Source organism: Haloarcula laminariae, from assembly GCF_025457605.1.
Classification (GTDB): Archaea; Halobacteriota; Halobacteria; order Halobacteriales; family Haloarculaceae; genus Haloarcula; species Haloarcula laminariae.
Genome location: NZ_JAMZFY010000001.1, coordinates 516409 through 529952 on the forward strand (window position 1 = coordinate 516409; position 13544 = coordinate 529952).

Annotated in this window: 13 protein-coding genes; 3 read left to right on the forward strand and 10 right to left on the reverse strand. The window is 66.9% G+C overall.

The annotated features are described in order from the left end of the window. Positions 1–56: 56 nt before the first annotated feature. On the forward strand, positions 57–326 hold the full coding sequence (locus NJQ98_RS02685; protein ID WP_262175417.1) for a hypothetical protein: 270 nt from the start codon (positions 57–59) through the stop codon (positions 324–326). Between the two features lie 263 nt (positions 327–589). Next, entirely contained in the window at positions 590–910 is a 321-nt protein-coding gene (locus NJQ98_RS02690; RefSeq protein ID WP_262175419.1) for a hypothetical protein, read from the forward strand. A gap of 708 nt (positions 911–1618) precedes the next feature. Here the strand turns inward: NJQ98_RS02690 and NJQ98_RS02695 are convergent. The 3 genes from NJQ98_RS02695 to NJQ98_RS02705 are packed head-to-tail and all read right to left on the reverse strand — an operon-like array spanning position 1619 to position 6427. Then, a complete protein-coding gene (locus NJQ98_RS02695; RefSeq protein WP_262175420.1) occupies positions 1619–2332 on the reverse strand; it encodes a DUF7289 family protein in 714 nt (237 codons plus the stop codon). Beyond that, positions 2329–4218, reverse strand: coding sequence for a type II secretion system F family protein (locus tag NJQ98_RS02700; RefSeq protein ID WP_262175422.1), 1890 nt, complete (start codon positions 4216–4218; stop codon positions 2329–2331). The genes NJQ98_RS02695 and NJQ98_RS02700 overlap by 4 nt, the downstream gene beginning before the upstream one ends. Then, positions 4208–6427, reverse strand: a complete 2220-nt coding sequence (locus NJQ98_RS02705; protein WP_262175423.1) for a type II/IV secretion system ATPase subunit — start codon at positions 6425–6427, stop codon at positions 4208–4210. Before NJQ98_RS02705 ends, NJQ98_RS02700 begins: the two co-directional genes overlap by 11 nt. A gap of 162 nt (positions 6428–6589) precedes the next feature. Here NJQ98_RS02705 and trpB point away from each other — a divergent pair, with 162 nt between their 5' ends. After that, the gene (gene trpB, locus NJQ98_RS02710; protein ID WP_262175424.1) at positions 6590–7759 is read left to right on the forward strand and encodes a tryptophan synthase subunit beta; all 1170 of its coding nucleotides are present in this window, start codon (positions 6590–6592) and stop codon (positions 7757–7759) included. Between the two features lie 107 nt (positions 7760–7866). Here the strand turns inward: trpB and NJQ98_RS02715 are convergent, their stop codons facing one another. From NJQ98_RS02715 to NJQ98_RS02745, 7 genes are all read right to left on the reverse strand, one after another. Beyond that, a complete protein-coding gene (locus NJQ98_RS02715; protein WP_284438502.1) occupies positions 7867–8451 on the reverse strand; it encodes a phosphatase PAP2 family protein in 585 nt (194 codons plus the stop codon). A 65-nt stretch (positions 8452–8516) separates the two neighbouring features. Next, complete coding sequence (locus tag NJQ98_RS02720; RefSeq protein WP_262175428.1) at positions 8517–8996, reverse strand: metal-dependent hydrolase; 480 nt, start codon at positions 8994–8996, stop codon at positions 8517–8519. Positions 8997–9057: 61 nt separating this feature from the next. Beyond that, the gene (locus NJQ98_RS02725; RefSeq protein WP_262175429.1) at positions 9058–9921 is read right to left on the reverse strand and encodes a hypothetical protein; all 864 of its coding nucleotides are present in this window, start codon (positions 9919–9921) and stop codon (positions 9058–9060) included. Between the two features lie 214 nt (positions 9922–10135). Then, the gene (locus tag NJQ98_RS02730) at positions 10136–10903 is read right to left on the reverse strand and encodes a CDP-alcohol phosphatidyltransferase family protein (protein WP_262175430.1); all 768 of its coding nucleotides are present in this window, start codon (positions 10901–10903) and stop codon (positions 10136–10138) included. Next, the gene (locus tag NJQ98_RS02735; RefSeq protein ID WP_262175431.1) at positions 10884–11036 is read right to left on the reverse strand and encodes a hypothetical protein; all 153 of its coding nucleotides are present in this window, start codon (positions 11034–11036) and stop codon (positions 10884–10886) included. Before NJQ98_RS02735 ends, NJQ98_RS02730 begins: the two co-directional genes overlap by 20 nt. A 23-nt stretch (positions 11037–11059) precedes the next feature. Beyond that, positions 11060–11443 carry a DUF7475 family protein gene (locus NJQ98_RS02740; RefSeq protein ID WP_262175432.1) on the reverse strand — a complete coding sequence of 128 codons (384 nt, stop codon included), beginning with the start codon at positions 11441–11443 and terminating at the stop codon, positions 11060–11062. Between the two features lie 62 nt (positions 11444–11505). Further along, positions 11506–13485: an aldo/keto reductase gene (locus NJQ98_RS02745; protein ID WP_262175433.1), complete on the reverse strand. Its 1980-nt coding sequence runs from the start codon at positions 13483–13485 to the stop codon at positions 11506–11508. Between the last annotated feature and the right edge of the window lie 59 nt (positions 13486–13544).

Genomic DNA, 13544 nt, shown 5'->3' on the forward strand with positions numbered 1-13544 from the left:
TAATGTCGACACTTTAAGACCTTAGACGTAAGTAAATGGCTTCTAAATGGCTTTGTGTGTCTGAAAGCACAATCGGAATACCCGACGCTGTCGCCACAGAATCACTCTCCTACGCAGAAACCGACATGACCCTTCGGGAGATAGCCACCGACCTACAGGAAGCGCACAGAGAACTTGACGAATACTACAGTGGCTCACTGGTGCTTGCTCAGAATCTCAAAGAGCTACGCCACTGTGCCGAAGCCGAAGGGAATACCGAACTTGTCGAGACTACCCGCAAGCTGGAACAGTCAGCTATGGCCGTGGTAGAACGTAGCAGAGAATAGCAACCGTCTCAGAATCGCCACAGTTGTCATAGCGTCGTATCTCACCAACTCGATTTTGAGAGGATGGCTGGGTCATGGACAGAGAAAGAGTTTCCACAGCCGCAAGCAGTCTGTCTCATACACCTCAGAAGCTATTACACATCGACCTTTCCCACCCACCTCCACGTTCCGGGACTCTACGCACCGCCCGTCCGGGCTTTCGCCACCACACAGCAACATATCGCCCACAAAACTATTTACACCGTCTCTGAGTATGATGATTCATGCCAGAGATGGGTAAACGGTATGAGGGTTCTGTTGATGATTTTAGCAACGCGGGGAATCCAATTATTGAACCGGGTATGGGTGCGAAAAGAACAGTCGTAGTGGACCGCGATAATCACGAGATTGAAATCGGAGATAGGATTTCGTTCACTATCGAAGAAGAAAATTATGACCACTACAAGGCGGAACTTCTCGGCCACCGTAGCGTTACGTCTGGCTATGATACTCCGCCAAACATACCGATTCACCATGATGGGAAGTCTGTAGGTTCAACCAGAAGTGAATCTGATGCCTCAAAACCAGTAGAAGACCGCAAATAGGCGTCAATTCACAATCTGACTGTCAACCCTGTTTTCTCTCTCTCCTTTCCCTTCCCCCTGTAGTCCCCTTTCCTTTCCCTCTCAAAGAAAGACATTCAAACTCTCCCTATCCTATCCCCTGTAGTCCCCTTTCCTTTCCCTCTCTCTTTTCGAAGTTATCACGCCCTTCGGTTGTAATGATAACACAGGATTAGAATTACAATCGGGTTCCGCGAGCTTTAGCGCATGGAGTGGCTGAATACGCTCCTCGCTTCGATGGATTAAAACGGCTTAGAGGCTCTTTAGATGGCTAATGTGGTGTCTCTCCATGCACTCTGGTACACTATTCCCCAACAACCTGAAAATCGGCGGCTTAGCTCACTTTCTCTGGAAGCTCTTAGACAGCCGTGAGTGGGGTTAGAAACGATTTGAATTTTTGACGGCCCAGGGTACTTACAAACCAATCAAGCTAAGCACGGGCGAACTGAGGTGGCTTAAATCGCCTATTGTTTATATGGCGCTTCAATAACTGAGCATTTGGGAAAATTCTGGCTATATTTCGCCAATTTGTGAGAGAAAGTCACTTACTATGTGCGTATGTGGGGGTGTACCAATGTTTTAACCCCCTCCACAGGCTTGTGTTTGCGCTGTACATACTCAAAAGCTGTGTTGTACAGCATCACGACGGAGAGCGAAAGCAGCTTCTCGACGACCGTGCTGAGCCCGCGGTTATCCACCGTTCACCTCCGTGTTCGTCCGGTGGTAGACCAGCTGTAGCTCCTGTTGCCCCTCGACGCTCGCGACGACGCTCGGCACGCCGTCGCCGTCGATGTCCCGTTCAGTCGTCGCCAGGCCACGCTCGCGCAGCCGTCTGCCGAGTGCGTCCGGCGTCGCCGTCTCCATCGCGATGCGGTAGTCGGCCCGCGGGAGCGCCGTCCGGTCGTGGGTCACGTTGGTCCGCAGCCGGGCAGTGACGCCGCCGCTGCCGCCGACCGTCACGCCGCGTGCGCCCAGCGTGACGACACCCACGAGCAGTGTTTCGTTGTCCCGCGTCACAGTCATCGGCGGCCCCCGAACCAGCCACGCCCTGCCGGGGGCACCCCGAGCGATGGCCCCGCCGACGAGGCTGACGCGGTTCGCCCCCGACTTGTAGACGAGCCCGCCGATTTCGACCTCCCGTCGGACGCCGCTGGCGTTCAGTACCCGGAGCTCCCGGTCCACCGTGGTCACCCGCCCCTCGCTGAACCTGACCCGCACGCGGTTCGACCCGGTCTGTTCGACGGGGCGAAACTCGCTGTCGAGGGCGTTTGCGACCCGGCGTTCGTCGGCCGTCGCCGTCTGTCCGTCGATGATGCCCCCGACCACCGTGGTCAGCCCGCCGAGCGCGACGGTCGTGATACCGAGCAGGAGGACGATGCCGACGACGTGGGACTGCCCCCTCACAGCAACCCGACCCCCGCGTAGACGGCGTAGGCCGCGAGCACGAGCGCGCCCGAGTGCAGTAACGCCTCGTAGAACCCCCGGCTCGCCGTGCCGGCGAACCAGCCCGAGGCGAGCATCGTCGCCTGTGTCACGACGTAGAAGCGATACCGCTCCCTGGCGGGGTCGATGGCCGTCGGGTCGAAGGCGATCGTCTGACTGCCGGCCACCGTCGAGAGCTGGGCGAACTCCGAGAGGACGTAGACGTTCATCGCGACGGTGATGCCGACCACCAGCAGCGCTGTGGTCCAGCCGACGGCGACGTAGACGAGCAGGGCCGACCGGAGCGATTTGCGCTGGTGGTAGAGCCGACCGATCTCGGTCTGTAACGTCTCGAAGACGTCTTCCGCGTCGCTGCCCGCGTCCAGCGCCCCGACGACCAGCCCGATGGTCTGTTCGGCCATCGGCGTCCCGACGCGGTCGACGAACTGGTCCAGGGCCGCCGCCCGGCGGTCGTCGGCGGCGTCGCTGGGGCTGTCGGCGAGCGAGAGGGTGAAGGACAGCGCCTCCACGTCCCCGGCCAGCGCGCCCAGCTGTACCTCCTCGGCGACCCGGCGCACGGCCTCCGGGAACGGACGCCCGAGCGCGACGTGGCCCGCGACGGCGTGGACGAAGTCCTGAATCTCGCGGTCTTTCGCGTCGTCGCGGCGCGCACGGCTCAGGGCTACGAGCCCGACGGGCAGGCTGATGCCGGCATACGCCAGCAGCACGACGTTGACGGGCCGGTAACCCAGCCACCAGAGCCCGCCGACGAGCGCCAGTCCGAGAGGGAGACACACGGCCAGTGCGCTCGCGGGGTTCGACGTGACCGTCCGGAGGACGCCGACGACGCTCTCGGGCCGCCGGTAACTCGGTGCAGCGGTGTTTCGCGGCCGCAGGCCAGCGACGACGAACGCGGCGACGAGCCCGGTCCCCAGCACGAACACGGCGCTGCTGTAGACGACGACCGAGCGGACGGAGGTCGTCCCCAGCGGTGTCGCGACGGGCGCCGAGAGCCGCGGCGCGAGCACGCCCATCACCGTGACGATGAGGACGACCAGCGCCGGCACCACGAGCAGGACGACGAACAGCTCGGCCAGCAGTTCGAGATAGCCGGTCGCCCGTTCGTGTCGACGGCTCTGCTCGTGTGAGAGCAGCCGCCCCTCCATCTCCAGATACCCCTCCAGCGCGTCCGCGCTCTGGTTGGCGTGTTCGCGGAACTTCAACAGGAACGGCGCCAGCAAGTCACGGGACGGCGTCTCGCTCGCTATCTGTTCGAGGCCGACGTCGAGGCTCCCGGTCAGGGTCCCGCGGTTGAGCGCCCGGCGGAACTCCACAGCCGTCTCGCCGTAGGCCTCCTGCCGTGCGACGGCCCGCAGCATCTCCGTTCGGTCGTGGGTCCCCGAGGCGAGCACGCGGAGGTATCTGACGGCCCCGGGTAGGGTCGTGGCAATGTCGGCCGCGCGGGCCCGGGCGACCCACGAGAGGTAGCGGTTGCCAATCGCCAGGACGAGCCAGCGCGAGCCGATACCGACCCCGACAGCTAGTACCAGTGCGACGACCAGCCGGGAGACGGGCGGCAACGCCAGCCGGTTGAGGACCGGCATGCTCTGGCTCAGCATCGTGACGAGGCGGTCGAACGTACTCGCGGGCAGCGCCAGCGCCAGCATCCCGGTCGCCAGGCTCGCGACGACGAGTGCGAGCCACGCCAGCCCGTACACCCGCGCGAGATACAGCCCGAACCCGGTGTCCGGATGGGCCGCCCGGTAGCGCTCCCTGGTCGTCGTGTGGCGGTCGTCGTCCGTGTGATGGGCAAAGAGCGCGTACAGCCCGCGGTCGACCAGCCCGAGGCGCCAGCGTTCAGTCGTCATCGGTCTCTACCTCCAGATGAACGGGCTCCCGGTCGCCGGCCCGCCGGCGGAGCCGCTCGACCGTCGCGGCCTCGTTGGTCTCCAGGTCGGCCAGGACGCCGAACAGCTCCCGGAAGTCCGTAAGCCCCTCCCTGACGAGATACTGCACGTACCTGTGGCGTCGGTGGAAGGTCTCCTCGACGGTCTCGGCCGGTTCGTCCCGCAGCGTCGCCAGGCGGTCGAACATGCCCGTCTCGACGCGGCGACGGTCGTCGCCCAGCTGCGGATGGTCGTACCCGAGGTCGAACGACCCGTCGGGGCGGCGCCGACAGAGCGTGTTGTAGTGAATCGTCTCCCCGTCTTTCTCGATGGTTCCGCTCCGGTCTCCCTCGCGTGGCTCGTCCAGGAACTCGACGACCTCGCCGACGTAGCGCTCGCCGCCAACGTGGCGCGGGAAGACGACGACGTCGATTTCGGTCAACAGGTAGGTCGGCACGCCCTTCTCGATGATGCGGTTGACGAGCGTCTCGATGTCCGCAGCGTGGGTCGTTCCCAACACGCCGTGGCCGGTGTTCAGCGTCTCGGCGAAGGTCTCGAAGGAGGCCCGCGTGTTTATCTCGGCGATGACCTCGACGTCGGGGTTTAGATAGTTGCACTGCGTCATGAGGTCGGCCATCGTCACCCGGCGGTGGTCGCGCTCGTGGTCCCGGGTGGTCAGCGAGACGCCCGTCTCGTGGGGAATCTGCACCTCTCGGGACCCCTCGTCGATACTGATTGGGCGGTCCCGATACGGGATGAACGGCATGTGGGCGTTCATCAGCGTCGTCTTGCCGGCGCCGGTCGGCCCCGAGAAGAGGACGACGCCGTGGGACTCGTACAGCAGCCACAGCAGCGCGACCAGCTCCGTCGGTATCGACTCCCGTTGGACGAGGTCGACGGGCGTCATGGCGTCGGCCGACTGCTTGCGGATGGAGATGTGCGGGCCGTCCTCGCTGATGGTGGGCAGGGCGACCGCACAGCGGATGGTCTCCTCGGCGTCGTGGACGCCCTCGCCCTCGGGGTCGATGTTGACCTTCGCGCTCGGGTTCGAGGCGTTGAGTTCGGTGCCGTCGTCGGCCGCCAGTTGGGTGACGACGTTGACGAAGGCAGATTCGTCCTCGAAGGAGAGGTTCGTCGGGACGCGCCCGTCGTGGCCCAGGTCCGCCCTCGGCAACACCTTCACGCGCTCGCCGACGCGGTTCGCCTCGATGTCCTCCAGCGTGGGGTCGCGGATGGGGATGGTGAGCTTGCCGTATCCGACGAGGTCCCGGAGCACGTAGTACAGCAGGTCGTCGAGGCGGTCGTCGGCGAAGCGCTGGTCCAGGGGCGGCACCGCTAAATCCAGCTCCGCGAGCGCGGACCGCAGCCGGTAGGCAACCGCATCGACCCACTCGGTGGTGTTGCGGACAGTCAACTGGCGGGCGAGCAGCGACGCGGCCCGGTCCCGGACGAAGGCCACGCGGTCCTCGACGACCCCCTCGACGCTGGTCTCCCACACTCGCTCCTTGCAGGCCCTGATGAGCTCCTCGTCGCCGGGCAGCCGGTCCGGTTCGCGGACGGCGTACTTCGTGGTGAAGGGGTCGCTGCCAAGCAGGTGTTCCCGGTAGACGATGACCGGTATCTCGAACCCCTGGAAAGCGACGGTGTGGCGCTCGACGCGCTCGCTGGCGAAGCGCTCGATGTAGTCGGGGCTCTCCAGGCTCGTGGCGGCCGGCGCGTAGTCCTCGGTGTGGACGACGACGCTGTCTTCGGTCACGTCGGCGACGTCGATGCGGTCGTCAAGCGCGTAGGGAGTCAACTCGCCCAGACAGGCCAGCGAGCACAGCGCGTGATAGGCGACGCGCCGGCGCCCCGCCGGCGAGCAGTCGATCAGCCGGTCGATGACCCGGCGGTGTTTCGGGTCGAAGCCGCCGGCCATCCGCTCGACGGCCCCCTCCCTGGTGCGTGGCCGCTCGATGTTCGCGCCGTCGAAGTGTGACCTGACGGTCGCGAGCGCCTCTCGGTCGCTCGGCGAGAGCACCGGCTCGCGGACCTCGTACCGGAAGCCGTCGGCCTGGCGCACTGTCACGACGACGCCCGGGTACACCTCGTCCTGTTCGCGCACGTCGGGCGCGTACCACGCGTCGGGGTCGTCCGGCGGGACCGGGGCGGGAACGGTCGGCCGCCGGTTCTCAGTCGCTTGCCCACTCATCTGGCGGATTTGGGCGACTAACTGCACTTAAATTTTTGCTATCCATAGTTGAACTAACCTACTAGAGAGAAATCCGTATTCGGGGCCGACGGATATCGGCTGCCCGAGCCGCCTTACACTCGGCAGTAGTTTTTAGCGCCCCGGTGTGTCACTGGGAGACGTATGTCTTCACCCGGCGAATTCGAGGAGTTCGGTGGTCGACACGTCCCGGAACCGCTCGAAGAACCATTGGCAGAACTCGCTGCGGCGTTTGACGAACTCAAAGACGACCCGGACTTTCGCGAGGAGTTCGAGTACCTGCTCGAACACTTCGCGGGTCGGCCGACACCGGTGTTTTACGCCGAGACGCTCTCCGAGCGCTACGACGCGGACATCTACTTCAAACACGAGGACCTGCTGCACGGCGGCGCCCACAAGCTCAACAACACGCTCGGACAGGGACTACTGGCCAAGAAGGCCGGCAAGGAGCGCCTCATCGCCGAGACGGGGGCCGGCCAGCACGGCACCGCGACGGCGATGGTCGGCGCCTTGCTGGACATCGACACGACGGTGTACATGGGCCGGAAGGACATCGGCCGCCAGCGGATGAACGTCTTCAGGATGCGGCTGATGGGCGCCGACGTCGTGCCTGTCTCCCGGGGTAACGAAGGGTTGGCAGAGGCCGTCGACGCCGCGATGGAGGACCTCGTCGAGAACACCGAGGAGACACACTATCTGGTCGGGAGCGCCGTCGGACCGGACCCGTTCCCGCGGATGGTCCGGGAGTTCCAGTCGGTCATCGGTCGCGAGGCCCGCGAGCAGATACAGGAGATGCACGGCGACCTGCCCGACGCCTGTGTCGCCGCCGTCGGCGGGGGGTCGAACTCCATCGGACTCTTTCACGCGTTCAAAGACGACGACGTGGCCCTCTACGGGGCCGAACCCGCGGGGAAGGGACTGGAGTCGGGACAGCACTCGGCGGCGCTCACAGCGACGGAACAGGACGACCCGCAGGTATTCCAGGGGATGAAGACGAAGATGATAGACGAGGAGACGGAGAACCACTCGGTCAGCGCCGGGCTGGACTACCCGGCGGTCGGTCCGGAACACGCCGCCCTCCAGTCGCTGGGGCGTGCCGAGTACCACGGCATCACCGACGAGGAGGCGCTGGCGGCGTTCCGCGAACTCAGCGAGGCGGAGGGTATCATCCCCGCACTGGAGCCGAGCCACGCCATCGCGCTCGCCATCAAACTCGCCGAGGAGGACCGTCACGACACTATCCTCGTGAACCTCTGTGGCCGCGGGGACAAGGACATGGAGACTGCGGCGGAGAAGTTCGACCTGTCCCCGTAACCTATCCCGGGATGCGCTGGCGGCGCTCACTGTCGTATCGGAGCGACGCGGCGACGAAAACGGCGCCGAGGCCGGCGACTTCCAGCGGCCACGTATGCACACCGTCGTTACGGGTTCCCACCTCGTTCAGCCGCCTCGCGTATGCGTCGTTCCAGCGCGCCCACATCCGCTCGGGCCAGGAGCCGCTCGGCCAGCAGGAACGCAGCGATACCGATTGCGACGCCGACGACGGTGTCGGTGAGGTAGTGGGTCCCGAGGTAGACACGGGAGAACGCGACGGCTGATGCGAGCGCGGCGACGACGCCCGCGGGGAGCACGTCAGAGCGGCGCGCTGTCATCGCGTACACGGTGACGGCGGCGGCGTGGCCCGACGGAAACGACGAGGCGACCGTCTCGGAGCCCTCGGTCAGACAGACCGGCTGTGGCGGATAGGGCCGTTGAATCGTCAGCATGAGCGTCCCGACGACGGCGCCCGACAGCGCCAGCGCGACCAGCGCGTGGCGGTATTCCTCGTCCCAGCCGGCGAGATAGCACAGGCCGACGAAGACGAGCGCCGCTGTCGCGGAGCCCAGCCCCGTCGCCGAGGTCAGTAGCTTGGTTGCGAGCGGGCTCCGCAGCGCGACGATACGCTCCATCGCGACGGCATCGAGTTGCACCAGCGCATCGAGCAGGTCGGCCAAGAGGTGGTCCATCGAGGGGTACCCAATGGTAGCCACTGTGGCGGTATAGCTGCTCTGTGCGCGGCCGGCTCGACGCACTAGTGGCGCCAGCCACGGAGCGGTGACCGTCCGCGGCGCCACGCCAGCAGGGCGGCTCCGACCACCGCCAGCCAGAACGCCGCTTCGAGGTAGAACGACGGCGAACCGACGTAGTACAGGAAAAACGACCCCGGCGGGAGTGCGAGCGGGTCGGCCGGGACGGCCAGCGGCCAGGCCAGAAACAGCACGTCGCCCGGCCGACCGTTGAGGACGACGTGGACGGCATCGAGGACGAGATGCAGGGCCCAGCCGACCGCCAGCGCGAGGCCCGCTCGTCCGGTCAGTGCGACCGGTATCGTGACGACGACAAGGAGCGCCGAGTGGCCGACGGAGTGGTACAGCTCCGTGATGCCGACCATCGCCAGGGGCTTGTCGACCACGTCCGGGAGGGCCGTCCCGACCACCAGCCACAGCGGCGACAGCCGCGATACCCGGCCTCCCACCGCCGCCGCCGCGAGCAGGTGGGTCGGGAAGAGCATGGCGCGATATAGGGCGCCGCGATACATCAACGCTGGCTGTCACGGCCCCGCGACCGCGCGTCTACTCGTGATCGGTATCGGAGTCAGGCGGGTCGGCAGCCCAATTTGTCGTGACCGACGACCCGGGGTCGACGTCGGCGACGAACCGCATTGTCGCGACGTTCGCCCCGAGGCCGAGATAGCCGCCGGCGAGTACGCCGACGAGAGCGCCGAGAAACGGGATATTGACCACGACTGCGGTCGCGAACGGCGAGACGACCAGGACGAACAGGGCGAAGCCGACGGCGTAGGCGGCGTACGGACCGCCCTGCACCGCCAGCGTATAGGACTGCCGGGCCGCGGCGACCAGCCCGGTGTCCCGGAGCACGAGCAGATACGGCGTCGCGTAGAACAGGTAGCTAACGACGACGGAGACGACCAGTCCCAGTAGCAGGACCGGCAGGGCCGCCACGCCGATGTCGCCGGTGATACTCCCGAGTCCGAAGACGCCGAGAGCAGCGGGAACCGCTACGAGATACGGCAGGGCCGTCAGGACGAGAAACGGCAGGAAGTAGCGGCGGCTGTTCGCGACGAACTGATAGGGCTCGCGGTCGAGGGCGTTCCGGATACTCCCGAAGTACCCGGCCGTGAGCGCGGTCTGGGCCACCACCAGCACGGGAACCGTCACGAACGCGAGCGGGAGCAACTGAACCGGCGCCCCCGCGTTCACCGAGACGCCGGAACTGGGGACGGTCACGAACTGCCAGACGGTGACGACCGAGAGCGGCAAGCCGGACCTGACCCCGAGATGGACACTGTCGAAGGCGACGATGGACTGTAGCTTCTCCACGTCTAGGAGCGCAAACAGCACCGGAACGACCGCGAGCGCCGCGTGTTCGCCGGCCCGGGCCAGCCCGTCGGCTATCCGGGCGCGAAAGTCCGGCATCAACGCCACCCAGCGGTCCGCTGTGGGATGGGTCGAGAGGGCGGGTCCCGGACTGGAAGCGGTTGCCGCTTCGACTGCTGGGACTCACGACTACCGCTTCGACGTGGGGCGCTGTGGAGGGGCATCGCTGCTGTTTTGGCATTGCGTGTTCCCCGAAATAAACCCTCGTGGGTCACGTAGCCCCGGTGTTCACTTCCAACCACCGACACGACCGTCATTCGTACGGCAGCCGGCCGCTCACGTACAGAAAGTCCCTCGCAAACACCGCGAGCGACGGAGCGAGGACGGCGGGCGCGACGGCGAAGACGAGGCCGCTCGGCACGGCTGGAACGAGTGCGACGGTGATGAAGGTCATCTGGACGCCGGCGAGGTACTTCCCGAGGTCGCTGTCGGGGCTGTCGTGTATCGGCCGGCCGCGGTGTCGTCGGTAGCGGATACCGGCCAGATAGACGTACCGGGCGGCCGAGAGCGCGAGGTACCAGACGGGCAGTTGGTTCCACAGGACCGCGACGAGGGGGGCGACGACGAACCCGAAGGTGTCGACGGCCATGTCCAGCCGCTCGCCGAGGTCGGTCTCCTCGCCGACCGAGCGGGCGACGACGCCGTCGAGTTTGTCCAGGGCGACGCCGACGCCGTAACACACCGCCGGCACCCAGGCGAGCGTCGTCGACGCGGGGACGACGACGAAGCCGGCGACGACAGCGTAGAGCCCGCCCCGGAGCAGCGTGAGGGCGTTTGCGAGTCCGAACACGTGCCGGTAGGGCGAGCCCACTATCCGGTTCACGTCGAGACCGCGGCCGGCGAGCCAGAACTGCCCGGCCCAGCACAGCCCCGCGACGGCCGCCGGGTTGACCCTCCAGCGGGTCATCTCGTCGGGCGGGAACGCGAGGCCGACGACGGCGCCCAGACAGAGCGCGCCCACCACCGGGAGGCCGACCCGGAGGCCGACGAGCGTCGACCGGTCACTCCGACGGCCGGCCATCGACGCCCCCCGGCTCGTCCCGGCGCAGTCTCGCGGTCCCCGGCGTCTGTCGACTGCCGGTCGTCGTGCTCGTCGCGTACATATCGGCGTTCGACCCCGTCTTGCGGCCGCCCTCGCTTAAGCGGACGCCCAAACCAGTTGGTTTCGCCCGCACTGTCACCGCAACAGCGCGATCAGGACGCCCACCAGCACGACCTGTGCGAGCTTGTCGACGGCGCCCAGCGTCCCCACGTCGGCCGGGAAGGACTTCCCGAGCGAGACGAAGTTGACGTAGTACCACAGCAGTATCTGGACGAGGGTAAAGGGGATGCCGACGGCGTACACCGCTCGTCGCCGGTAGTCGAGCAGGACGAGGGCGACGGCGCCCAGAAAGCCCAGGCCGGCCAGGACGAAGCTGACGCCCATCGCCGAGGGGAGCATCCGGACGCCCAACAGGAGGTGGACCGCAGCCGACACGACGGCGGCGACGATACCGAGCCAGTGCAGCCCGGTCAGCGACGATACGTCGACGGACAGTCCCCGGGAGTCGGCCGTTGCCATACGCTAACGTGGGCCTTCCCGACCATAATACTGGGGCCGACTCACTGCTCGGCGCCACTGACTCACCGCTCGAAGTTCGGGTCCCGAAGCGCGTCGACGCGGGCGAGCTCCGCGGCCGATAGCCGCTCGCCGGCGGCGGCGAGGTTCGAAACGACGTGTTCGCTCGTCGTGCTCGACGGGATGGGGACCACTCCTCGTATCACGTTCCACGCGAGGACGACCCCGGCCGGCGAAATACCGTGTGTGTCGGCGATGTCGACCAGTACCGGCTCCTCGAGCAGTCCGGGCGCCGACAGCGGCGAGTGGGCGACGACCCGGATACCCCGGTCGTGACAGAAGGCGACGAGGTCTGACTGTGGCAGGTACGGGTGGCGCTCGACCTGGACGAGCGCCGGGCGCACCGTTCCGGTCTCCAGAATCGTCGCCAGTTGCGCCCGCGAGACGTTACAGGCTCCGAGCGTGCGGGCCAGGCCCCGGTCGTGAACCGCTTCCAGGTTCGCCCACGCCTCTTCCAGGGGGACATCGGCCGTCTCGATATCGCCGCCGTCGCCCTCGGGGAACGTCAGGGCCTCTTGGCGGTCGACGGGTTTCTCCGCCAGTCGCTCAAGCGGTCCGCGGTGGGCCCACGCGTCAGGCCAGTGCAAGGCGTAGCAGTCGAAGGCGTCGAGGCCGAGTTCGTCGAGGCTCCCGCGACACGCAGTCAGCATGTGCTCGCGGCGGTGGTTCGTGCGCCAGGGTTTCCCGAGGACGAACAGGCTCTCCCGGTCGGCGGTCCCCGGAGCGGTCAGCAGGTCGCCGATGCGGTGTTCGTTCCCGTACAGCTCGGCGCTGTCGAGCAGGCGATAGCCCGCGTCCAGCGCCGCCGCGATAGAGTCTACCCGGTCGACGTACTCGCCGTCGCGGTAGCGCGAACAGCCGAAGCCGAGGGGCGGCAGACGCAGCGAATTCGGGCCGGCCGTCCCCGCCTGTGTGTCTCCCGACGCCGGCCGAACCACCGGCGCTGGCATCGGGTCGCTCGTCGCGCCGAAGTCGTCGACGCTGACCGGCCCGCCCGCCTCGGCGGCCCGCTCGACGGCGTTGCAGACGGCGACGACGTGGGCACCCCGTCTCCCGGTCGCCCGCGAGGGGCTGCCTGCCCTGACGCTCTCTGCCAGCGCTTCGACGGCGTCGACGTATCTGTAGGGACGGGTCGGCGTCTGTGCGGGGACATCGGTGTACTCCCGGCCGACCCGGCCGAACCGGAGCGCGTCGGGGCTGTCGCTCATCGCGCCCGTCCCTTCGAGGTAGAGCGAGCCGTCGTCACCGTGGAGCTCCAGCCCGTAGAACTCCCGGCTGCGGTGGGGCGCGTAGAAGCTCGCGGTCAGCCGGACGACCGGCCCGGCGGCAAAGGACAGTGTCGCCTCGACGTGGCTCGGTACCGACGGTCGCTGTGGCTCCCGGTCCGGCCAGGGGTCGAGCGCGTCGGCGACGCGGACCCGCTGGACCGGGCCGAACCAGGCGACCAGCAGGGCCAGCGGGTAGACGCCGCCGTCGTACAGCGGTCCGATATCGAGGAAGGAGTCGGGGCGGTCGTGCCAGTCGGTGACCCGGCCGACGTGGGCGTGGGCGTAGCCGAGTCGAACGGGGCCGAGCCGTCCGTCGGCGAGCAGCCGGGCCGCCCGGCGCTGGGTGGGGGCCTGCGGTGTGCCCGGCGCACAGCCCAGCGCGAGGTCCCGCTCGCCGGCCAGCGCGAGTAACTCCCTGGCGGTGTCGGCCGAAAGGGCCAGCGGCTTCTGGGAGTAGACGTGTCGACCCGCCTCCAGCGCTGTGCGGGTCACCGGCGCGTGGGCGGCGTGGCTCGTCAGGTTCACGACCAGGGGCGCCTCACTGGCGGCCAACGCCGCGTCGAGGTCGGTAAAAGCGGGGCAGTCGTGGGCCTCGGCGAGGTCCCCGGCGCGCTCGCCGTCGAGGTCACAGACGCCCGAAAGCGAGAGCGGACTCCCCGCGAGACCGGCCGCGTACTCCGCCGCTATCGCGCCGGCGCCGACGAACAGACAGTGCACACGGGAACGGGGTGCGGGAGGTACATAGCTCCCTCGCCGATGGAACTTTTTCCGCGTGT